The sequence below is a fragment of the Alistipes sp. HGB5 genome (assembly GCF_000183485.2).
Taxonomy (GTDB): domain Bacteria; phylum Bacteroidota; class Bacteroidia; order Bacteroidales; family Rikenellaceae; genus Alistipes; species Alistipes finegoldii.
On sequence record NZ_AENZ01000084.1, the window covers coordinates 18,423 to 39,806 of the forward strand.

The window sequence follows — 21,384 nt, forward strand, 5'->3', positions numbered from 1 at the left end:
TCCGGGAAATATAAGGAACCTGAACATGAAAAAAACAATAATTCTCGCGATGTTCGCGGCGCTCTGCACCCTGACAGCCGGATGCGCCGACGATTTCAAAACGGTACTCAACGACAAGTACTACGAGGACGACACGCCCTCCCGCGAACCCGACATCACCGAGCAGACGCTCACGCTCGGCAGCTACAACCTCTGGATTTCGAGCAAGGGCACGGGCGACTACCTGTGGACCAACCGCCGCACGGTGCTGGCGCAGTCGATCGTCAAAAACAAATGGGACATCTTCGGCTTCCAAGAAGCCAACGGAACGATCCAGAACGAGCTGCCGACGCTCGTCGGGCAGCAGGGCGGCAAATACGAATGGTGGTTCGTAGGCCGCGACTCGCAGGACGGCGTCAGCGGCGAAGCGCTGGGCATCGCCTACAACCCCGATCGTTTCGAGCTGACCGACAAGCACTTCTTCTGGATCTCGCCCACGCCCGACGAAATGAGCTACGGCTGGGACGAGCTGGGCTATCACCGCATCGCCGCCTGCGCCATGGTGACCGACAAACTGTACAACAAGCAGTTCTTCATGATGGTCACCCACGCCCCGCTGGGCGCCACGGCGCGCGCCGAGGGCGCCAAACTGCTGATCGAGCGCGAAAAGATGTACAACCCCGACGGCATCCCCTCGATTCTAGTCGGCGACATGAACGCCGCCATGGACGACGCCTCGTCGAAGACGCTCCGCACCCATTGGAACGACTCGTTCCTCACGGTGGAATCGGATTTCGTCAGCGGTCCCGTCGGCACGTTCAACGGCCACAAAATCACCGCCGACCTCACGCAGGCCACGGCGCGCATCGACTACATCTACTCGCGCGGCGACGTGGAGCTAAAATCCTACAAGGTGGACAACACCGTTTACGGCAACATCTACCCTTCGGACCACTGCCCCCTGACGATTCAGTTCGACACCGACTACGAGAAACCCGCACCCGACGTGGTCGAGGGCTCCGGAACGGCCGCGGACCCGTGGCAGCTCAACTCCGTAAGCGACTGGAACACGGTCGCCGCGTCGATCAACGGACAGGCCGAAGACGCCGTCTACACATCGGCGGCCTACTACCGTCTCACGGCCGACATCGACTTCGACAACAAGAACCTCACGCCGATCTCCTTCACGGCCGACAACACGATCTACTTCGAGGGCGAATTCGATGGTGCGGGACATAAGCTCCTCAATGTGAAGATCGTCGCTCCGGGCAAATCCTGCGGCGTATTCGGCGCCAACAAGGGCACGATCCGCGATCTGGCCGTCGAAGGTGCGCTTTCGACCGAATTCGAGATCGCGGGCGGCATCGTCGGCATAAACGCCGGCGTCATCGACGGGGCGACCTTCAAGGGCGACATCACGGGCGGCACCGGAGCCAAGACCATCGGCGGCATCGCGGGCCAGAACAAGGGTACGCTGGTCAACTGCGCCAACCTCGGCGGCACGATGAAGACCGACGCCCCGAAAGACCCCAACATGGGCGGCATCGTCGGCCAGATCGCCAAAGGCGACGACGGCTTGGGCCGCTATGTCATCAACTGCTACAGCCGGGTGGACCAACTCGAAGCGAAACACAACGACGTCGGCGGCATCGCCGGCATCGTCAGCGACGACAGCTTCGTCATCAACTGCTACTCGACCGTGGAAAAGATCACAGCCAACAGCTCCTACGCATCGGTGGTGGGTTACAGCAAGAAAGGCAACCTGCAGAACATCTACGGCAACTCGGCATGTCCGTCCAAGTCTGCGGCGAACTCCGCCGTCGGCAGCGACAAGGCGGCCGGAACGGTCTGGAAAAAGACGACCTTCGCCCTGCTCTCGCTCGACGAGATGAAGTCGGGCGCCGTCACCGTACCTTCGAGCGGCGAGTCGTGCGCAAACTTCGCCGCAGCGCTCAACGCCGGCGCAACGCTCTTCAACGACACCCCGGCGGCAACGCTGCCGGGCAAGCCCGACGTCGTCCTGCGCAAGTGGACGGCATCGGAGAGCTATCCCGTACTGGAAAAATAACTCTTCAGGAGAACCGGAACTTTCCGGTTCTCCCTTTTTAAACCGAACGAAATGAAACGTTACCTACTCATCCTCTGCGCAACAGCCGGTCTGTACGCCTGTTCGCAGCCGGCGGCCGAAACGACGGACAAAGCCCGGTTCGTCCGCGCGGAACTCCACAACCCCTCGTCACGGTACGTCGTGGTGGTCTCGCACCGCGGAGACTGGCGCAACTGGCCCGAAAACTCCATCCCAGCGATTGAATCGGTGATCGGCATGGGGGTAGACATCATGGAGCTGGACCTCAAGCTCACCAAGGACAGCGTGCTGGTCCTGTGCCACGACAAGACGATCGACCGCACGACCAACGGCCGCGGCCGCGTGTGCGACATCACCTACGACTCGATCCGGCGCTGCGTGCTGAAAACCGGCCACGGCGTGAAGACCTCGCTCAAAATGCCGACCCTGCGCGAAGCGCTCGCCGTCTGCAAGGACCGCATCGCGGTGAATATCGACCAAGGCTACGAATATTACGACCTCGCGTTCGCCATCACCGAGGAGCTGGGCGTCACGGATCAGGTGCTCATCAAAGGCAAACGTCCGGTGGAGACCGTCTCTGCAAAATTCGCGGAATACGGACACAACATGATGTACATGCCGATCATCGACATCCTCAAGCCGCAGGGCAGGGAGCTTTTCGAGGAATATGCCTCGAAGGGCGTCGTCCCGCTGGCTTACGAAGTGTGCTGGGACGACTATACGCCCCAAGTCGAAGCCTGCATGCGGCAGGTCGTCGCAGGCGGTTCGAAACTGTGGGTCAATTCGCTCTGGGACTCGCTCTGCGGCGGTCTGAGCGACGACAAGGCCTTCACAGAATCGCCGGACGAGGTGTACGGCCGCCTGCTGGACATGGGCGCTTCGATCATCCAGACCGACCGGCCCGAACTGCTGATCCGCTACCTCGAAGCGCAGGGACGGCGCAAATAACCGAGCGACATGAACAAATTACTGATCTGCATGGCCGTCGCATGCGTGACGGCCTTCAACGCCGCGGCGCAGAGTTTCTCGGCCGCGACCTACAACATCCGCCAGCTCAACGCCAAGGACACGGCCGAGGGCAACGGCTGGGAGCGGCGTCTCCCGGTGATCTCGTCGCTGATCCGGTTCCACGACTTCGACATCTTCGGGGCGCAGGAGGTCTTCCACAGCCAGCTGCAGGGCATGCTCGCGGCGCTGCCCGGCTACGATTACGTCGGCGTCGGACGCGACGACGGGGCCGCAGGCGGCGAATACTCCGCGATCTTCTACAAGCGCGGCCGCTTCCGACTGCTCGATTCGGGCCATTTCTGGCTCTCTGAAGACCCCTCGAAGCCCGGCAAGGGCTGGGACGCCAAATACGTCCGCATCTGCACATGGGGCCGGTTCTATGACAGACAGAGCCGTCAGCGGTTCTGGTTCTTCACGACCCACACCGACCACCGCGGCGAACAGGCTCAGGCCGAGAGCTGCCGCCTGATACTGGCGAAGATCGAAGAGTTGTGCCGCGGCGAGCGGGTCATCCTCACGGGCGACTTCAACGTGGGCGAAACGAGCCGGAGCTACGCGATCCTGCGCGACTCCGGCATCCTGTCCGACACCTACGACACGGCCGAAATCCGCTATGCCGAAACAGGCACCGAAAACTGGTTCGACCCCGACATCAAGACCTTCCGCCGCATCGACTACCTCTTCGTAACGCCGGGCTTCCGGGTGCTCCGCTACGGAATCCTGACCGACACCTACCGTTCGGAAAACCCGGACGGCGGGGAGCGGAAATTCCGGGCCCGGACTCCATCGGACCACTTCCCCGTGCAGGTCGAACTGGAATTCACGAAGCGGTAAGACTCCGATTAACCTGATAACGCAACCAACCTGCTTATGTCAATACTCTCATTTTTCAGAAAAAGCGCACCGGCGCCGCGTCTGCCGAAGGACGACGACGCCATGATGCGTCTCTACAAAAAACTCCGCTGGCAGAGCTTCATCGCCGGCACCGTCGGCTACAGTCTCTATTACGTCTGCCGCACGAGTCTCAACGTGGTGAAAAAGCCCATCCTCGAAAGCGGGGCGCTGGACGCCACGCAGCTGGGCGTCATCGGTTCGGCGCTGCTGTTCGCCTACGCCATCGGCAAATTCGTCAACGGATTCCTCTCCGACCACAGCAACATCAAACGCTTCATGGCCGCGGGTCTTGCGGTATCGGCGGTCGCCAACCTGCTGGTCGGCATCCTCGGCTTGGCCAACGGAGGCGGCATCGTCGGCAACATGGTGCTGTTCGTCGCCTTCGCCGTCATGTGGGGCGTCAACGGCTGGAGCCAGTCGATGGGCGCGCCCCCGGCCATCATCGCCCTCTCGCGGTGGTACCCGCTCAGCAAGCGGGGCACCTACTACGGATTCTTCAGCGCCAGCCACAACCTCGGCGAATTCCTGTCGTTCCTGTTCGTCGGCGCGGTCGTCGGCTTCTTCGGCTGGCAATGGGGATTCGTAGGCTCGTCGGTCGCCGGCGTGCTCGGCGTACTGACGATCGTACTGCTGATGCACGACACCCCCGAATCGAAAGGGCTGCCCCCGATCGAGGAGCTGACCGGCGAAGAGACTCCCGGCACGCCCCGCGACCACGGCAAAACTTCCGACCTGCAACGCTCCGTGATCCGCAATCCGCTGGTCTGGGTGCTGGCGCTCTCCAGCGCGTTCATGTATATCAGCCGCTATGCGATCAACGGCTGGGGCGTGCTTTTCCTGCAGGAGATCAAAGGCTATACGCTGGCCGCGGCCACGCAGGTCATTTCGGTCAATGCGCTCTGCGGCATCGTGGGCACGGTCTTTTCGGGCTGGCTCTCCGACGCCTTCTTCTACGGGCGGCGCAACGTGCTGGCCTTCGGCTTCGGTGTGCTGAACACCGTCGCGCTCTGCCTGTTCCTCTACTCCGGCGACGGGCTGATCGTCAATATCCTCAGCATGATTCTGTTCGGCGTGGCGATCGGCGTGCTGATCTGTTTTCTGGGCGGCCTGATGGCCATCGACATCGTACCGCGCGAAGCGACGGGCGCAGCGCTGGGAATCGTCGGCATGGCGAGCTACGTCGGCGCCGGCCTGCAGGACATCGTCAGCGGCTGGCTCATCAACTCCGGCAAAACGGAGCTGGACGGCGTGACGAGCTACAATTTCGACTCGGCGATCGTCTTCTGGATCGCCGCGTCGGCCGTATCGTTCATTCTGGCGCTCTTCGTCGCCAAACGCTCGCACCGGTAAGCCGCACACAACTCATCCTCCGAATCAGGCTGCAAGAGATCCCTTGCAGCCTGATTTTTTACCCCGCGGTCCCCTTTTCCGCACTTTCGCCGGCATAGGCCGATCGTTCAATTTATAAATTCTATGCGTTGATTTTTAGAAACATCCGGTTCGTTGAATTTATTTGCACGTAAGAAATCCGCGCTGTTTCTTTGCTTTCGGAACAGAAAAACAGCTCCATTTTTCAGTCAAACTAAAAACGCAACAAAGATGAAGAAAATCATTATCGTACTGCTTGCAGCAGCTGCAAGCTTTACGGCGGCCAACAAAGCTTCGGCGCAGGAGAAAGGTTTGTGGATCGGCGGCAAGCTGGGCTACTGGCACGACAAGACGGAAGGCGTCAAAACCGATTCGTTCTCGATCGCTCCCGAAGCGGGCTACGATTTCAACAAGAGATGGTCGGTGGGCGTGGCGCTCGGTTACGAGTACCTGAAAGTAAAGGACGGCGGCAGCGCCAACGTCTTCACGGCGTCGCCCTATGCCCGTTACAAATATTATAACAAGGGGATTCTGTCGCTCTTCCTCGACGGCGGCGTAGGCTTCGCCTGCTGCGACCACGAGGGCTTTCAGGCCGGTATTACACCGGGACTGAGCGTGAAGATCAACGAGCACTTCAGCTTCCTGACGCAGGTCGGCTTCCTCGGCTACCGCAAGGACTACTTCAACGGCGGCAGCGGCGAGGCCTTCGGCCTGAAACTCTCCTCGTCCGATCTGAAATTCGGATTCTACTACAAATTCTAACCGACAACGAGGATATTCACGCCGCGCCGGTCCCGCTGGCGCGGCGTTTTTTTGACAACAAAAATCCGCTGCACATACGCGCATGCCCATCGGACCTCGGCCGTCGGTTCACCGTGCGGTCTACCCGTTCCACGCAAACCTCATGGAAAGCCCCTCCGCCGAGGGCATGAAAAAAGACAGCCGCACTCCTGCAACTGTCTGATTTTCATTGGTGGGAACAAGCGGATTTGAACCGCTGACCTCCTGCTTGTCGAGCAGGCGCTCTAAACCAACTGAGCTATGCTCCCAGAATTTTTCCGCATAAAAAAACCATCCTCTTGGATGGTTTCAACTTAGTGGGAGCTGAGGGATTCGAACCCCCGACCCTCTGCTTGTAAGGCAGACGCTCTGAACCAGCTGAGCTAAGCTCCCGTTAAAAATGGCTTGGGACTGCAAAGGTAATTCAATTTTCAGGAACTCCAAATTTTTCAGCAAAATTTTTCATTCTCTTTTCATCACCTCTTTGCAGGCGTTTTTGAAAGAACCTTACGCAACCCTCGCGCATCTGCGCCTGAACAAGGACTTGAACCTAGGACCCCATGATTAACAGTCATGTGCTCTAACCAACTGAGCTATTCAGGCATTCGAAACTTGTTGTTTAACCGTTTCGGAGTGCAAATATATAGCAAAATTTCATTCCCGCAAAATTATTGCACGATTTTTTCACAAAAAATGTACCTTTGCAAAACCGACATCCATACGCACCATGACGATACGACGACATATCTCACTCATAATCTTGGCCCTTTGCGCCTTGACGGCGCCGGCGCACGCCCAGTTGATTTTCACCCCCGATTCATGGGACTTCGGCACGATTTCCGAAACCGACGGCCGCGTAAGCCACACGTTCACGGGCGAGAACCGCTCCGACAAACCCGTCGTAATCCTCGACGTGGTGACCACCTGCGGCTGCACGGTGCCCGAATTCACCAAACGGCCGATCCGTCCGGGCGAGAAAACGACAATCAAAGTAACGTTCGACCCGACCAACCGCCCCGGCGCCTTCACCAAAGAGCTGGGCGTCTACTCCTCCGAGCGGCGCAAGATCGCAACGCTCACCGTGCGCGGTTCCGTCACTCCGCGCACCAAAACCACCGAAGAGCTCTATCCGGTCGATGCGGGCGGCGGTCTGCGGCTTGCTTCGACGCTCTGCACCTTCTCCTATATCCGCGAGGGACAGCAGGTCCAGTCTGCCATCGGCTGCATCAACACGTCGAACCGCCCGGTCCGTCTGGAACTGCATCCCAAGGAGTCGAGCGGCCTGCTCGCCGCCGACTACCCGCGCGAACTCGCCCCCGGCCAGACCGCCGAAATCAACCTCATGTACCTCAACCCGGAGGGCGCACCCCGCTACGGTTCGCTGCGCGACGCGCTGGAGGTGCGGGCCGACGGCCGCGGCAACGGAACGCTGATCGTGGCCCACGGCATCGGTATCGACAAGTCCCCGGCCGACGCCCGACGGACGCCGAAACTGCAGATAACCGAAAATATTATTAAATTTGGCCCGGTAAAACACAACGCACCCCAACAGCAGCGCACCTTCACGCTCACCAACACGGGCGACGGCGAGCTGATCGTCCGCGCCGTGGAGACGGGCGGCAAGGTCGCGACGACGCTCACGCCGGGACAGCGCATCCCTGCCGGCAGTTCGTTCACGGCCAAGGCGACGCTCGACCCCGGCAGACAGGAATACGGCGTAGTGACCGATTTCGTGACGATCATAACCAACGATCCCACGCGCCCGATGCGGCGGCTGCGGGCGACGGCGATCGTCGAAGACTAAAGATACGACAATGCGGCTTTACCGCGCAGGCGGATAAAAGCCAGAAACCCATTTATAAATGTACCCGATACTTGAAAAAAGACTCCTCGCAGAGGGCATCTGGCTGATGAAAGTCCTCGCACCGCGCGTCGCACGCTCGGCCCGGCCGGGACAGTTCATCATCGTCCGCGCCGACGAACACGGCGAACGCATTCCGCTCACGATCTCCGACTTCGACGCCGAAGAGGGCAGCGTCACCATCGTAACGCAGGCCATCGGCGCTTCGACGCGCAAAATCTGTTCGCTCGAAGCGGGCGAAGCGTTCGCCGACTTCGCAGGCCCGCTCGGCCACCCCTCCGAATTCGTCGAAATGCCGCTCGACGAACTCCGCAAGCGGCATTACCTCTTCGTCGCAGGCGGCGTGGGCACCGCCCCGGTCTATCCTCAGGTCAAATGGCTCAAGGAACACGGCGTCAAGGCCGACGTGATCATCGGCGCCAAGACCCGCGACATGCTCATTTACACCGACGCGATGCGCGCCGTGGCCGAAAACCTCCATATCGCCACCGACGACGGCTCCGAAGGCTTCAAAGGGCTTGTTACGCAGGTGATCGACGAACTGATCGGAAAGCAGGGCCGACATTACGACGAATGCGTGGCCATCGGTCCGATGATCATGATGAAGTTCGTGGCCCTCACGACGAAGAAATACGCGCTGAAAACGACCGTCTCGCTCAATGCACTGATGGTCGATGGAACGGGCATGTGCGGGGCCTGCCGCGTGACGGTGGCAGGCAGGACGCGCTTCACATGCGTCGAAGGCCCCGAATTCGACGGCCACGAAGTCGATTTCGACGAAGCGATGCGCCGTCAGGGCATGTACCGCACGCAGGAACAGCGCGCCGCGGCCATCGAAGCCGAGCGTCAAGCCGGACACCAATGTAAAATAGGACTGGACAAATAAACGCACGGCGGAGCCGGCACGCCGCTCCGCCTACACACCCAAAAGCATACGACTACAATGGCAAACAAGATACCGCGCGTCCCCGTGCGCGAACAAGACCCGAAAGTACGTGCGACCAACTTCGAGGAGGTCTGCTACGGCTACGACCTCGAAGAGGCGACGCTCGAAGCGTCGCGCTGCCTGCAATGCAAGAATCCCCGCTGCGTAGCGGCCTGCCCGGTCAATATCCGCATCCCGGACTTTATCGGAGCCTTGCACCGGGGCGAGTTGCAGCAAGCGGCCGACATCATCGCCGAAGACAGTTCGCTGCCTTCGATCTGCGGCCGCGTCTGCCCGCAGGAATCGCAGTGCGAAGGCTCCTGCATTCTGGGCATCAAGAGCGAACCGGTCGCCATCGGCAAACTCGAACGTTTCGTAGGCGACTGGAAACTCGAACACGGCGCCGCGGCGCACCGCACCGCACCGCGCAACGGCCGCAGGGTCGCCGTCATCGGCAGCGGCCCGGCGGGACTGGCCTGCGCCAGCGACCTTGCGAAAATGGGTTACGGAGTCAAGATATTCGAAGCCCTGCACAAGGTGGGAGGCGTACTGGTCTACGGCATTCCCGAATTCCGTCTGCCCAAACAGCGCATCGTGGCGCGCGAGATCGCCGAAGTCGAGCGGCTCGGCGTGGAGATCGAAACCGATGTCATCGTGGGCCGCACCGTCACCGTCGATTCGCTGCTCGGCGAGGAGGGGTACGACGCCGTATTCATCGGCTCCGGCGCGGGACTTCCCCGCTTCATGGGCATTCCGGGCGAGAACCTCAACGGCGTGGTTTCGGCCAACGAATTCCTGACGCGCGCCAACCTGATGCGCGCCTACGACGACACGTACGACACCCCGATCTACGTCGGCAAGCGTGTGGTCGTGGTCGGCGGCGGCAACGTGGCGATGGATGCCGTGCGCACGGCCAAACGGCTGGGCGCCGAGGCGACGATCGTCTACCGCCGCAGCGAAAAGGAGCTTCCGGCACGTGTCGAGGAGGTCCATCACGCCAAGCAGGAGGGCATCTGCTTCCGCATGCTCACCAACCCCGCGGAGGTCCTCGGCGACGAGCGCGGCTGGGTCACCGGCATCCGGTGCGTGGAGATGGAGCTGGGCGAACCCGACCAGAGCGGCCGCCGCTCGCCCGTAGTGAAGCCCGGCTCAGAATTCGACATCGCCTGCGACGTGGTCATCATGGCGCTGGGCACCTCGCCCAATCCCCTGCTGGCCGCCACGACCGCAGGACTGGAGACCGACCGCCGCGGCTGCATCACGGCCGACGGGCAGGGCGCCACGTCGCGCGAAGGGGTCTTCGCGGGCGGCGACGCCGTAACCGGCGCCGCGACCGTCATCCTCGCCATGGGCGCAGGCCGCACAGCGGCACGGGCCATCGACGAATACCTCAGAAAGCGTTAAACATAAATATCTCACAAGCAATGAAAAGCATCAAGATCATGGCCGCCGCCATCGCTTTGTGCGGCATGACTGCCTGCGGCGACAACACGCCCAAAACCTTTACCGGCTTCATCACCGATGCGTCGATGAACACCGTAACCGTCGAGAACGCCGAAGGGACCTTCACCTTCTCGACTATGGACGCCGACAAGAGCGAAGCAAACGGCCTGCTGCTCGGCGCCCCGGTCGTCGTGGACTACAAAGGCAAGCTGGAGGACGGCGCCGCAGCCGCTAAAGTCGCCACCGACCCGACCTATGCCGAAGCCGTCGGCAAGTGGACCATGCCCGACCCCATCGACCCCGAAGGCGTAATGGGCATCGACATCCTGATCGAAGGTCAGGCCCAGTCGATCAACATGGCCACGCTGCGCTACACCTCGTGGGAGCTGCAGGGCGAAGCCGGCAAAATCCTGCTCAAAGGCCAAAGCGTCGGCAACGGCCAGACCATCGACTTCACCGAGACGGGTATCATCGCCAAGGACGCCGACGGCGTATACACGCTGACCATCGAGGGCAACAAGACGGTTTACACCAAAGCGACCAAATAGCAAGGCCGCTTTACGCAGCCAAAGCATATCCCCGGTCCCGAAAAGGCCGGGGATTTTTCACGCGTCCCGACGGCGGCCGCAATTTGGCGAACCGATTTAAATTCTTAAATTTGTATCCGTCAATTCTACCTAAGCCATGATTAAATTCCTTGCGGGAGCCTTCCTGCTCCTCTTTTCTTTTACGGCCGCAGCCCAGACACCCGAAGACTCGGTCGCTTTCGCCGGCGCCCGCTGGCAGATCACGCCCCTCGCGGCGGGCGCCGAATGCCGCCGCGCCCAGATCGACATGTTCGATTCGCGGCAGACCGTCTCGGTGGTCGCCTACCCCGCCCGTAATTTCACGACGGAGATCATACAGCTCGACGGCAAAGCATGCGCCACGAGCGAGCTGGGCAAAGCCGCCGGAGCCGACGCCGCCCTGAACGGCAGCTACTTCAACATGAAGACGCTCGCCCCCGTAACCTTCGTACTGATCGACAAGCAGATTCTGGGCCGGACGACTCCCGGTGAGACGATGCGCACCAACGGCGTCATCGCTTTGCGCGACAAACGCGGCCGCAAAATGGACATTCTCCGCTGCGACACGACCCAATACTCCCGCATCGCCCGCCGTTACCGCTCGGCGCTGGCCGCAGGTCCGGTGCTGGTCCGCGACGGCCGGAGCGTCGAATACGACTCCGAAGACAGCTTCTACGCCCGCCGCCATCCCCGCACGCTGATTGGCAAACGGGCCGACGGCACGGTCGTCATGGCCGTCATCGACGGCCGCTTCAAGGGCGAAGCCGACGGCGCAACCATCGCCGAGACGGCCTACATCGCCTGTCAGCTGGGACTGGTCGATGCACTGAACCTCGACGGCGGCGGTTCCTCGACGCTTTGGACGGCTCAGGAAGGCGTCCTCAACCACCCCTACGACAACAAACGCTTCGACCACGAAGGCGAGCGCGGCGTTCCCAACTGCATCGTGATCCGCCGCAACAAATAGCGCCGGGAAACCACCGCCCCTCCGGCGGGAAACGCAGCGCCGGGGAACAAAAAGCCGGGAAAGCGCCGATTATTATCGGCCGGAAACACAATACCGGGAATATAAAGCCGGAAAGGCACCGCCCCTCCGGCGGGAAACGCAGTGCCGGAAACACAAACCGGACAAAGCCGGTAAAAAGACCCGAACCGGTCCAAACAGCCGGTCTCAAAAGCCGGAAAAACAGCCGGTCCAAACAGCCGATAAAAAACGTGTCCACGCGACAAAGCCCGCCGGCTCCGCCGCGGCACACGCCCGGATACGAAAAAAGCCCCGGAATTTCCGGGGCTTTTCATATTCAGTCCTATTGTCATTTGCCGACGATCTCCTCAACCCGCTCCACGATCATGGCGGGCGTCACGGCATGCAGACAACGGTAATCTCCGTAACGGCACGGTTTATTTCCGAAGACCGAGCACGGGCGGCACTCCATATCGGCCTGCACGATGCCGCGCGGATCGCAGCCGTACCCGAAGAATCCCAGACCGGGATGCGTCGCACCCCATACCGACACCACGGGCGTCGCCACGAGTGAAGCCAAATGCATGACCAGCGAATCCATCGACACCACGCAATCCAGATTGGCGATCAGGTCGATCTCGCCCGCCATCTTAACCCGTCCGAACAGCGCCGTGACATTAGGATGAAGGCGCTCCATCTCCTGCGCGAATTCCGCCTCGGCACCCCCGCCGCTATGGATGAAAACCCGGTCATAACGCCCGGCAAGCAGGCGCACCGTCTCGCGGGCCAGCGGTTCGGGATAGGTCTTGCCCTGCTGCGCCGAGAAAGGGGCGAAACCGATCCACGTCCCCGTCTTTTCACCCATCGGACTGGGATGCTCGCGCCGCACGGCCGGCTTCGGATCGTCGAACACGAATCCCAGCTTCCGGAATACGTCGCAATAGCGGACGACTGTATGTTTCGCAGGTTTGACACCCCGGCCGCCGCGCCGGATAAATTCACCCTTCTCGTCCCGGCCCTTCCCGATGGCCGCGAAGGGAATACCGTGCAGCCGCAAAGCCGTGCGGAACGTCACCGAACGCAGCACGCCGTGCACGTCGGCCACGGCATCCGCCCCCAGCCGCCGCGCTTGGGCGGCCAGCCGCCATATGCCGCACAGCGAATGGTGGGCGCCCTTGACATCGACGTCCAGAAAACCGACGTCGAGGTCCGTGAAAAAGGCCCGGAACAGCGGTCGCGTGGCAACCGTGACCTGCAGATCGGGATATGCCCGCTTCAAGGCCCGCAGCGCATGCGCGAGCATCGCCACGTCCCCCATCGCCGAGGTCCGGTACACGATCAGATGACGCGGAAGCTTCTTACTTTTTCTGACCATAAAGAACCGGGTTCAACGCCGGATCATTATACATTTTCATCTGTTTGTAGGTCTTCATGTACTTGCGGCCCGCCTCGATGTCCTCGATCAGCTCTTCGATCGCTTTCGAAAGATCCGCCTGCTGCGCCAGCAGCACGTCGAGCTTCTTCCGGCACGCCGCGCGGTGGGCGTCGTCCACATCGGTACGCTCCGTCTCGCAGGCCATGTGGTAAATCTTGAGCGCCAGAATCGACAGCCGGTCGATGGCCCACGCCGGGGTCTCGGTATTGAGCCGAGCGCCGGGCAGGGGTTCTATCTCCCTGTATTTGTCGAGCAGGTACGAATCGACGTACTCCACCATGTCCGTACGCTCCTGATTGGACTTGTCGATGCGCCGTTTGATGGCCAGCGCGGCCACAGGGTCGATCTGCGGATCACGGATGATATCCTCAAGATGCCACTGCACGGTGTCGATCCAGTTCTTGTGATAGAGCAGGTGATCGATCGTTCCCGGCTCATAGGGATTCTCGACGGGGCGGTCCACATCGTCCCAGCGGTGATACTCTTCGATAACCCGGTTGAAAATGCGGTTTGCGTTTTCGGTAAACATAGTTCAGCAATATATTTTAATTGTAATTTTCGTGGGAAAATTATACCTTTGTCCGTATAAGATTAAACAAAGATAATGAATTTTTCCAAAAATGCAATACTGCTCGCTGGAATCCTCCTGACGGCATTCGGAAGCCTGCGGGCGCAGGTCCGCCAGACCCGCGAGGAGTATATCGACCGTTATAAATCCATCGCCGTGGCCCATATGGAACGTTACGGCATCCCGGCCAGCATCACCATGGCGCAGGGCATCCTCGAATCCGACTGCGGCAACAGCCGTCTCTCGCTGATGTCCAACAACCACTTCGGCATCAAGTGCAAACGCAACTGGACGGGCGAAAAAGTCTACCACGACGACGACGCCAAAGGCGAGTGCTTCCGCAGCTATCCCACGGTCGAAGCCTCGTACCAAGACCATGCCGAATTCCTTGACTCGCAGCCCCGCTACGACTCGCTGTTCGCCTACTCCCCGACCGACTACAAAAGCTGGGCGCGGGGACTGAAGGCCGCCGGCTACGCCACGGCGCCCGACTATGCGCAGCGGCTCTGCCGCATCATCGAGGAGGCCCAGCTCTTCCTGCTGGACCAGCCCGACGGCGAGCGGCTCTACGCTTCGCGTTCGGGGCGCAAGATCACCGATCCCGAAGGCTGGTTCACCGACCAGACCAGCATGGAGCGCCCGGCCGACGGATCGTCGGCCGTCGATCCGGACAACTACCGCGTGACGATCAACGCCCACAACGGCTACAACGTCTATGCGACCAACGGCGTGCACTACGTGCTGGCCAAGGAGGGCGACACGTTCGAGAACATCGGGAAGAAATTCCGCATTTCGGCACGCAATCTGCGCAAGTTCAACGATCTGAAGGACAAGAAGGCCCAGCCGATGCCCCACGAGGTGGTCTACATCGAGCGCAAGAAAAAACGCTGGGAGGGCAACGCCCACACCCACACCTGCCGTCAGGGCGAAACGGCCTACGCCGTGGGGCAGTCGTACGCCATCCGCACCCGCTCGATCGAGAAGCTCAACAAGCTCAGGCCGGGCGACACGCTCGAACAGGGCCGCCAGATACGCATAAAGTAAAACACACGATACAGCATGGAAACCACACCGCTAAGAAGCAAGATCCTCGATACGATCATCCGCAAATCGACGCTCAAGCAACGGATTTTCGACAACACCTTCTCGGCCTTCAACGAGCTGAAGGAGACGCTGCTCGAAATGGCCTCGGAGCTGGACGACGAGCTGGACGGCAAACTCGACCGCCGCGTGCGGCTCGAATACCGCGACCGCGGCAAGTTCGAAGCCCAGCTGCAGGTGGCCAACGACATCCTGATATTCCAGATGCACACCGACATCTTCGAATTCGCCGCCGACCACCCGATCTGGCAGAATCCCTATGTGCAGGGCGACCGCGAAAACTCCTACTGCGGCCTGATCAACATCTACAACTTCCTCTCCGACTCGTTCAAGTTCAACCGCAACGCCGACGAAGGCTACCTCATCGGCCGCATCTTCATCAACCGCGAACGCCGCTACTTCGTCGAGGGCAAACAGCAGACCTCGATGCGGGCCGCGGAGTTCGGCAAAAGCGAAATCGGCCATGACGCGCTCATCGCCATCCTCGAAGAGGCGATCTGGTTCGCCCTGAACTTCGACCTGCTGATGCCGCCTTACGAGGACAACAAGCGCGTGACGGTCGATCAGTTCAACACCAAGATGGACAACTCGAAATTCGTCACGGGCAAGCGGCTCGGCTACGATTTCGAAGTGGAGGACATTTAAAACGGAATTTACATTGAAAGCATCGTTAATTACGCTCCTTGCGGCCGCACTGCTCGGAGCGGGCATCGTACAGGCCCAGAACGAATACGCCGAAATCGCCCGACTGCGGGGCATGAACCAGACCGTCCGCGGCATCCGCTCGATGGCCGACGGCGAGCACTACACCACGCTCGAAGGCAGCAACATCATCCGCCACAGCTACGCCGCGGCGGGACCGGGCGAGCGGATGCTCCCTTCGTCCGCGGCCAACCTGACGATCACCGACTACTCCTTCTCGCCCGACGAGCGGCAGATACTGATCGCTTCGGGGTCGAAGCCGATCTACCGCCACTCCTATACGACCAGCTATTTTCTGGCTGCGGGCAACAGCCTGACGCCCGTACTCCGGGAGGCCGAAGCCCCGCGCGACGCTTCGTTCTCGCCCGACAGCAGACTGATCGCCTATTCGGACCGCAACGACCTTTACGTTTACGACACCGCCGCCCGGCAGACGCGCCGCATCACCGACGACGGTGCGTGGAATTCGGTCATCAACGGCACGACCGACTGGGTTTACGAGGAGGAGTTCGGCTTCACGAAAGCCTATGCCTTTTCGCCCGACAGCCGCCGCATCGCCTACCTGCGCTTCGACGAATCTCAGGTGCCACTGATGGAGATGATGCGCTTCGACGGCAAGCTCTACAATCAGGCCTACTCGTTCAAATACCCCAAGGCCGGCGAACGCAATTCGACGGTCGAAGTGTGGGTCTGCGACCTCGCGACCGGCGCCAAAGAGCGCATCGACACGGGCCGCGAAACCGACCAGTACATCCCCCGCATCGGCTGGACCCCCGACGGGCGGCTCTACTTCTTCCGGCTCAACCGCCGCCAGAACACCTTCGAGGTGATCCTCTGCGAGCCTAACGGCGCCCAGCGGACGATCTACGACGAACGTTCGCAGCAGTACGTCGAGCGCGTGGACGACTCCTCGCTCACGTTCGTGGACAAAGACCGCTTCCTCGTACGGCAGGAGAGCCACACGGGATACATGCACCTCTACCTCTACAGCATCCGCCGGGGTTTCCTCGCTCAGGTGACCAAGGGCGACTGGGAGGTGACCGACGTCGCGGGCAGCGACGGCAAGCGCGTGTGGTACCTCTCGACCGAGACCTCCCCCCTGCGCCGCAACCTCTACAGCGTACGGCTCGACGGCACGCAGAAACGCCGCCTGACCACGGGCGAAGGCTTCTACACGATCGCACCGAGCGCCGGCATGAAATACTACATCTCGACCTTCTCCAACGCCGCGACCCCCAACCGGGTCGAGATCTGCGACGGCGAGGGCAACCCGGTCCGCCTGCTGGCCGACAGCAAGGCCCTGCGCGATGAGCTGGCCGCCGCGGACCGCCCGCAGAAGGAGTTCTTCACCTTCGCCACCGAGCGCGGCGACACGCTCAACGCCTACATCGTCAAACCCCGCGGCTACGACCCTTCGCACCGCTACCCCGTCCTGCTGACGCAGTATTCGGGTCCCGGCTCGCAGTCGGTGCGCGACCGCTGGTCGCTCGACTGGGAGGACGCACTGGCCGACAAGGGCTATATCGTGGTCTGCGCCGACGGACGCGGCACGGGTTTCCGGGGCGAGAAATTCAAGAAACAGACCTACGGACGGCTGGGCGCGCTCGAAGTCGAGGATCAGCTCTCGCTGGCCCGCTACATGGCGGCGCAGCCTTATACCGACCCGGCGCGCATCGGCATCTACGGCTGGTCGTACGGCGGATTCATGGCCCTGAGCTGCGCGCTCAAAGGGCACGGACTGTTCAAAATGGCGATCGCCGTGGCGCCCGTCACTTCGTGGCGCTACTATGACTCGATCTACACCGAAATCTACAACAACCTGCCGCAGTACAACGCTTCGGGTTACGACGACAACTCGCCGCTCAACTTTGCCCGGATGCTCGACGACACCAAGACCCGCCTGCTGATCATCCACGGCACGGCCGACGACAACGTCCACTTCCAGAACACCGTCGAGATGACCCGCGCCCTGAACCGCTGCGGCAAGCAGTACGACATGATGGTCTACCCCGACCAGAACCACTCGATGCAGCCCCACGACACGGCGAACGTACGGCAGAAAATGATCCGCTACACGCTGGACAACCTTTAAAACGAGACGATATGGAACGGATGCTCTTCATCGAAACACCCGTCGGAAAGCTCGGCATCACGGCTTCGGACGAAGCCGTCACCCGCATCTTCTTCGGCCGCGAATACCGCAACCGGCGCAGACCGCGCAACGCCCCGGAGGCGTGCACGCCGGAGACGGGCGGTCCCCTGCTCCTGCAGGCGGCAGCCGAGCTGGCCGAATACTTCGCCGGAACGCGCCGCGAGTTCACCCTCCCGCTGGCGCCCGCCGGCACTCCGTTCCAGCAGGCCGTATGGGAGGCCCTGAGGATGATCCCTTATGGCGAGACCCGCACCTACGGCCAGATCGCGGCGCAGATCGGCCGCCCGACGGCCTGCCGCGCGGTAGGCATGGCCAACAACCGCAACCCGATCGCCATCGTCGTCCCCTGCCACCGCGTGGTCGGCAGCACGGGCGCACTGGTCGGCTATGCCGGAGGTCTGGGCGTGAAAACCCACCTGCTGAATCTCGAAAAAGCCCACGAAGACTGACGGCGCGACGGCCCCGGACAACGGCAGGCGACCGGCCTCAAGAAGCACACAAGACGGCCTCGGCCGGACAACTGAAACGGCGGCAGGCCCGCCGGCATTGCGCTGGCAAAAACTCATCCGCACGAAAAGAGGGCGGCATCCGCAGAAGATGCCGCCCTCTTTTTCCATTCACCCCGTCAAAGCCCGAACGCGAAAGCGTTTATGCCGTCGTAAACCGCGCTGACGACTCCCAGCAGCAGGACGCCCGCCATGCAGAGCGCAAGACTGATGCGGGTATAGCGGTCGCTGCGGAACGGCGCGACGGGCGCATCGTTCGGAGTGATATACATCGCCTTGACCACCAGCAGGTAGTAATAGAGCGAGACGACCGTATTGATCAGCGCGATGAACACCAGCAGGTGGAAGCCGCCTTTGAACGCCGCGGCGAAGACGAAGAACTTCGAGAAGAACCCGGCAAAGGGCGGAATCCCCGCCAGCGAGAAGAGCGCGAGGGTCATCATCTGCGCCAGCTTGGGATTGGTGCGGTACAGCCCGTTGTAATCTTCGATCCCGACCTTGCCGCCGCTATGCTGCTCGACCGTCGAAACGACACCGAAAACCGCGAGGTTCGCGGCCATGTAAACCAGCACGTAGAAGACCAGCGAAGTCATGCCGAAGGCGCTCCCGCCGATCACGGCCAGCATGATGTAACCGGCCTGCGAGATGGACGAGAAGGCAAGGAAGCGTTTCAGGTCCTTCTGCCGGATGGCGAAGAGGTTCGCCACCGTGATCGACAGCACCGTCACGGCACAGAGCAGCGTCTGCCACTGCCCGATCATCGGCCCGAAGACCTTCATCAGCACGGTCATCAGCACGAACGCCGCCGAGCCTTTCGACACCACCGACAGGTAGGAGGTCACCGTCGTCGGTGCGCCCTGATAGGTGTCGGCGGTCCAGAGGTGGAACGGGACCAGCGAAATCTTGAACCCCAGCCCCGCGAAGAAGAAGACCATGGCCATGATCTGCAGCGGCGAACCCGTAATGCGCGCTGCCATGTCGTCAAAATAGAGCGCCCCGGTCGTCCCGTAAAAGAACGAGATTCCATAGAGCATCAGCCCGCTGGCGAAGAGGGCGCAGAGGATGTACTTCGCACCCGCCTCGGCCGAATAACGCTTGTACTTGTCGAACGCCACCAGACAGGCCATCGGCACCGAAGCCAGCTCCATGCCGATAAAGAAAAGCAGGAAGTTGCCCGCGCCGACCATCAGATACATGCCCAGCAGCGTCGAGAGGGTCAGGATGTAGAACTCGCCCTGCTTGTGGGCCGTATCCCCGCGGCGCAGCCACGCATCGGCCTGCAGGAAGACGATCAGCGTCCCGACGGTCAGCACGCTCTTGACGACGGAGTGCATCGGCACGTACTGGAACATGCCCCCGAACACTTCGCCCGGAGTCCCCGGAACGACATTGACCGCGACCTGCAGCGCGAGCAGTCCGCAGGCGACGGCCGAAAACCGGCGGCGTCCCCGCTCCCCCGCGATCAGGTCATAGAGAAACAGCAGGACGATCACCGCGATGAGCGTCACTTCGGCCTGCATAGAGGTAAATATGTTGCTGTAATCCATAATCGCTTAACTCATTAATTGTGCAATGATGCCCGTCACGCTCTCCCGGATCATGTCACTCACCCACAGCGGCGCGAGACCCATGCCGGCGATGGCGGCGACGAGACAGACGACCGACAGCCGCTCGTCCCTCGTGGCGTCCGTCAGTTTGAGGTGGTGTTCGTCGGTGCAGGTGCCGTAAATAATTTTCCCCACCACCCGCAGGATGTAAACCGCCGTAATCACGATGCTCGTGCAGGCGATGATCGTCACGACGCGGTGGAACGTGTCGTCGTTCATGAACGCGCCGTTGAAGATGGTCATTTCGGCCACGAAGCCGCTCAGCCCCGGCAGTCCGAGGTTCGCAAGACCCGCGATGACGTACCCCACCGCAAGGAAGGGCATGACCTTCATCAGGCCGCTCAGCTCGCGGATGTCGCGCGTACGCGTACGGCCGTAAATCATGCCGATCAGGGCGAAGAAGAGGGCCGTCATCAGGCCGTGGCTCAGCATCTGCAGAATCGCTCCCGTTCCGGCCGTGGTGTTCATCATCAGAATGGCGAAGAGCACCAGCCCGCAGTGCGACACCGACGAATAGGCGTTGATGTATTTGAGGTCGGTCTGCACGCAGGCCGCCAAAGCCCCGTAGACGACCGAGATTGTCGTCAGGACGATGAATATCCAGCTCAGTTCGTGCGCCGCCTCAGGCATCAGGTACATCGCCACGCGGAAACAGCCGTAACCGCCCAGCTTCATCAGCACCCCGGCATGGAGCATCGAGACCGCCGTCGGAGCCGAAGCATGGCCGTCGGGACTCCACGTATGGAACGGGAACAGCGCGCCCAGCACGCCGAACCCGACAAAGACCAGCGGAAACCAGACATACTGCTGCGCGAGCGGAATGCTGTGCAACTGCGCGATTTCCAGAATATTCATCGTCGTCGCCCCGGCGCCGAAATAGATGCCCAGAATGCCGATCAGCAGCAGCGCCGAACCGCCCATGAGCATCAGCGTCAGCTTCATGGCGGCGTACTCCTTGCGGCCGCTGCCCCAGACGCCTATCAGCAGGTACATCGGGATCAGCGCCACCTCGTAGAACATGAACATCGTGAAGAGGTCCACCGAGATAAAGAACCCGAAAACGCCGACGCTCAGCAGGCAGAACCAGAGGAAGTACTCCTTGATCTGCGTTTGCATCCGCCACGAAGCGAACGTACCCGTAAATACGATGACGGCCGACAGCAGCAACATGGCGACCGAGATACCGTCCACGCCCACCGCATAGTGGATATCGAGCGGAGCGTACCACACATGGCTCGCGGTAAAGAGCATGGCGGCCGTCTCGCCCGCTTCGCGCAGGCCGAGGTAGCGCACCACCAGCACCGCCGCCAGCAACAGCAGCAGCGAAGAGCCCGCCACCATCACGGCACGGATCTGCCGCGTCGATTTCGACAGCCAAAGTCCCAGCATCATCAGCAGCGGAATGGCGGGAAACAAGGATAACATATTCATAATAACTT

Annotated in this window: 18 protein-coding genes and 3 tRNA genes; 14 read left to right on the forward strand and 7 right to left on the reverse strand. The window is 61.2% G+C overall.

All coding sequences use genetic code 11. The features are described 5' to 3' along the window. The first annotated feature begins 25 nt into the window (after window positions 1-25). The 5 genes from HMPREF9720_RS14125 to HMPREF9720_RS14145 all read left to right on the forward strand — a co-directional run bounded on the left by HMPREF9720_RS14125 (window position 26) and on the right by HMPREF9720_RS14145 (window position 6,097). Window positions 26-2,047 (forward strand): endonuclease/exonuclease/phosphatase family protein, encoded by a 2,022-nt coding sequence (locus HMPREF9720_RS14125; RefSeq protein WP_009599071.1) that lies wholly within the window; start codon window positions 26-28, stop codon window positions 2,045-2,047. Between the two features lie 51 nt (window positions 2,048-2,098). Further along, window positions 2,099-3,013, forward strand: coding sequence for a glycerophosphodiester phosphodiesterase family protein (locus HMPREF9720_RS14130; RefSeq protein ID WP_009599079.1), 915 nt, complete (start codon window positions 2,099-2,101; stop codon window positions 3,011-3,013). Window positions 3,014-3,022: 9 nt separating this feature from the next. Further along, entirely contained in the window at window positions 3,023-3,907 is an 885-nt protein-coding gene (locus tag HMPREF9720_RS14135; protein ID WP_009599054.1) for an endonuclease/exonuclease/phosphatase family protein, read from the forward strand. 36 nt (window positions 3,908-3,943) lie between these two features. Then, the gene (locus HMPREF9720_RS14140; protein WP_009599059.1) at window positions 3,944-5,317 is read left to right on the forward strand and encodes an MFS transporter; all 1,374 of its coding nucleotides are present in this window, start codon (window positions 3,944-3,946) and stop codon (window positions 5,315-5,317) included. 249 nt (window positions 5,318-5,566) lie between these two features. After that, window positions 5,567-6,097 (forward strand): outer membrane beta-barrel protein, encoded by a 531-nt coding sequence (locus HMPREF9720_RS14145; protein ID WP_009599078.1) that lies wholly within the window; start codon window positions 5,567-5,569, stop codon window positions 6,095-6,097. 209 nt (window positions 6,098-6,306) lie between these two features. Here HMPREF9720_RS14145 and HMPREF9720_RS14150 read toward each other — a convergent pair. The 3 genes from HMPREF9720_RS14150 to HMPREF9720_RS14160 form a co-directional block, all read right to left on the reverse strand. Further along, window positions 6,307-6,384 (reverse strand) — tRNA-Val (locus tag HMPREF9720_RS14150). Window positions 6,385-6,433: 49 nt separating this feature from the next. Continuing rightward, window positions 6,434-6,508 (reverse strand) — tRNA-Val (locus tag HMPREF9720_RS14155). A gap of 136 nt (window positions 6,509-6,644) precedes the next feature. Next, window positions 6,645-6,718, reverse strand: a tRNA-Asn gene (locus HMPREF9720_RS14160). A 124-nt stretch (window positions 6,719-6,842) separates the two neighbouring features. On the opposite strand from HMPREF9720_RS14160, the gene HMPREF9720_RS14165 reads away from it, so the two are divergent. The 5 genes from HMPREF9720_RS14165 to HMPREF9720_RS14185 all read left to right on the forward strand — a co-directional run bounded on the left by HMPREF9720_RS14165 (window position 6,843) and on the right by HMPREF9720_RS14185 (window position 11,877). Further along, window positions 6,843-7,919, forward strand: a complete 1,077-nt coding sequence (locus HMPREF9720_RS14165; RefSeq protein WP_009599046.1) for a DUF1573 domain-containing protein — start codon at window positions 6,843-6,845, stop codon at window positions 7,917-7,919. Window positions 7,920-7,977: 58 nt separating this feature from the next. Next, on the forward strand, window positions 7,978-8,862 hold the full coding sequence (locus HMPREF9720_RS14170) for a sulfide/dihydroorotate dehydrogenase-like FAD/NAD-binding protein (RefSeq protein ID WP_009599061.1): 885 nt from the start codon (window positions 7,978-7,980) through the stop codon (window positions 8,860-8,862). A 57-nt stretch (window positions 8,863-8,919) separates the two neighbouring features. After that, a complete protein-coding gene (gltA, locus tag HMPREF9720_RS14175; RefSeq protein ID WP_009599034.1) occupies window positions 8,920-10,305 on the forward strand; it encodes an NADPH-dependent glutamate synthase in 1,386 nt (461 codons plus the stop codon). Window positions 10,306-10,325: 20 nt separating this feature from the next. Beyond that, window positions 10,326-10,892 (forward strand): lipocalin family protein, encoded by a 567-nt coding sequence (locus HMPREF9720_RS14180; protein ID WP_009599066.1) that lies wholly within the window; start codon window positions 10,326-10,328, stop codon window positions 10,890-10,892. A gap of 136 nt (window positions 10,893-11,028) precedes the next feature. Beyond that, on the forward strand, window positions 11,029-11,877 hold the full coding sequence (locus HMPREF9720_RS14185) for a phosphodiester glycosidase family protein (RefSeq protein ID WP_009599038.1): 849 nt from the start codon (window positions 11,029-11,031) through the stop codon (window positions 11,875-11,877). A 346-nt stretch (window positions 11,878-12,223) separates the two neighbouring features. Here the strand turns inward: HMPREF9720_RS14185 and HMPREF9720_RS14190 are convergent, their stop codons facing one another. Further along, window positions 12,224-13,249, reverse strand: coding sequence for a glycosyltransferase family 9 protein (locus HMPREF9720_RS14190; protein WP_009599065.1), 1,026 nt, complete (start codon window positions 13,247-13,249; stop codon window positions 12,224-12,226). After that, window positions 13,233-13,838, reverse strand: a complete 606-nt coding sequence (locus tag HMPREF9720_RS14195; RefSeq protein ID WP_009599048.1) for a DUF4254 domain-containing protein — start codon at window positions 13,836-13,838, stop codon at window positions 13,233-13,235. The genes HMPREF9720_RS14190 and HMPREF9720_RS14195 overlap by 17 nt, the downstream gene beginning before the upstream one ends. A 75-nt stretch (window positions 13,839-13,913) precedes the next feature. On the opposite strand from HMPREF9720_RS14195, the gene HMPREF9720_RS14200 reads away from it, so the two are divergent. From HMPREF9720_RS14200 to HMPREF9720_RS14215, 4 genes are read left to right on the forward strand one after another with little or no spacing between them, the layout of a single operon-like run. Continuing rightward, complete coding sequence (locus tag HMPREF9720_RS14200; protein WP_009599058.1) at window positions 13,914-14,921, forward strand: glucosaminidase domain-containing protein; 1,008 nt, start codon at window positions 13,914-13,916, stop codon at window positions 14,919-14,921. Window positions 14,922-14,936: 15 nt separating this feature from the next. Continuing rightward, window positions 14,937-15,623 carry a hypothetical protein gene (locus HMPREF9720_RS14205; protein WP_009599067.1) on the forward strand — a complete coding sequence of 229 codons (687 nt, stop codon included), beginning with the start codon at window positions 14,937-14,939 and terminating at the stop codon, window positions 15,621-15,623. A 13-nt stretch (window positions 15,624-15,636) separates the two neighbouring features. Continuing rightward, the gene (locus HMPREF9720_RS14210) at window positions 15,637-17,772 is read left to right on the forward strand and encodes a S9 family peptidase (protein WP_009599035.1); all 2,136 of its coding nucleotides are present in this window, start codon (window positions 15,637-15,639) and stop codon (window positions 17,770-17,772) included. Between the two features lie 11 nt (window positions 17,773-17,783). After that, complete coding sequence (locus HMPREF9720_RS14215; RefSeq protein WP_009599081.1) at window positions 17,784-18,281, forward strand: methylated-DNA--[protein]-cysteine S-methyltransferase; 498 nt, start codon at window positions 17,784-17,786, stop codon at window positions 18,279-18,281. Between the two features lie 176 nt (window positions 18,282-18,457). On the opposite strand, the gene HMPREF9720_RS14220 is transcribed toward HMPREF9720_RS14215, so the two are convergent. Together HMPREF9720_RS14220 and HMPREF9720_RS14225 are read right to left on the reverse strand one after the other, a co-directional pair. Continuing rightward, entirely contained in the window at window positions 18,458-19,885 is a 1,428-nt protein-coding gene (locus HMPREF9720_RS14220; protein WP_009599069.1) for an NADH-quinone oxidoreductase subunit N, read from the reverse strand. Between the two features lie 6 nt (window positions 19,886-19,891). Then, window positions 19,892-21,376 (reverse strand): complex I subunit 4 family protein, encoded by a 1,485-nt coding sequence (locus HMPREF9720_RS14225; protein ID WP_009599073.1) that lies wholly within the window; start codon window positions 21,374-21,376, stop codon window positions 19,892-19,894. Window positions 21,377-21,384 lie beyond the last annotated feature (8 nt).

Bases quoted from the DNA above. Each gene is read 5' to 3' on its own strand.
- HMPREF9720_RS14140 (WP_009599059.1), top strand. From the start codon at position 3,944: ATGTCAATACTCTCATTTTTCAGAAAAAGCGCACCGGCGCCGCGTCTG.
- HMPREF9720_RS14125 (WP_009599071.1), top strand. From the start codon at position 26: ATGAAAAAAACAATAATTCTCGCGATGTTCGCGGCGCTCTGCACCCTG.
- HMPREF9720_RS14205 (WP_009599067.1), top strand. From the start codon at position 14,937: ATGGAAACCACACCGCTAAGAAGCAAGATCCTCGATACGATCATCCGC.
- gltA (WP_009599034.1), top strand. From the start codon at position 8,920: ATGGCAAACAAGATACCGCGCGTCCCCGTGCGCGAACAAGACCCGAAA.
- HMPREF9720_RS14220 (WP_009599069.1), bottom strand. From the start codon at position 19,885: ATGGATTACAGCAACATATTTACCTCTATGCAGGCCGAAGTGACGCTC.
- HMPREF9720_RS14170 (WP_009599061.1), top strand. From the start codon at position 7,978: ATGTACCCGATACTTGAAAAAAGACTCCTCGCAGAGGGCATCTGGCTG.
- HMPREF9720_RS14180 (WP_009599066.1), top strand. From the start codon at position 10,326: ATGAAAAGCATCAAGATCATGGCCGCCGCCATCGCTTTGTGCGGCATG.
- HMPREF9720_RS14215 (WP_009599081.1), top strand. From the start codon at position 17,784: ATGGAACGGATGCTCTTCATCGAAACACCCGTCGGAAAGCTCGGCATC.
- HMPREF9720_RS14185 (WP_009599038.1), top strand. From the start codon at position 11,029: ATGATTAAATTCCTTGCGGGAGCCTTCCTGCTCCTCTTTTCTTTTACG.
- HMPREF9720_RS14145 (WP_009599078.1), top strand. From the start codon at position 5,567: ATGAAGAAAATCATTATCGTACTGCTTGCAGCAGCTGCAAGCTTTACG.
- HMPREF9720_RS14200 (WP_009599058.1), top strand. From the start codon at position 13,914: ATGAATTTTTCCAAAAATGCAATACTGCTCGCTGGAATCCTCCTGACG.
- HMPREF9720_RS14190 (WP_009599065.1), bottom strand. From the start codon at position 13,249: ATGGTCAGAAAAAGTAAGAAGCTTCCGCGTCATCTGATCGTGTACCGG.
- HMPREF9720_RS14135 (WP_009599054.1), top strand. From the start codon at position 3,023: ATGAACAAATTACTGATCTGCATGGCCGTCGCATGCGTGACGGCCTTC.
- HMPREF9720_RS14130 (WP_009599079.1), top strand. From the start codon at position 2,099: ATGAAACGTTACCTACTCATCCTCTGCGCAACAGCCGGTCTGTACGCC.
- HMPREF9720_RS14225 (WP_009599073.1), bottom strand. From the start codon at position 21,376: ATGAATATGTTATCCTTGTTTCCCGCCATTCCGCTGCTGATGATGCTG.
- HMPREF9720_RS14195 (WP_009599048.1), bottom strand. From the start codon at position 13,838: ATGTTTACCGAAAACGCAAACCGCATTTTCAACCGGGTTATCGAAGAG.
- HMPREF9720_RS14165 (WP_009599046.1), top strand. From the start codon at position 6,843: ATGACGATACGACGACATATCTCACTCATAATCTTGGCCCTTTGCGCC.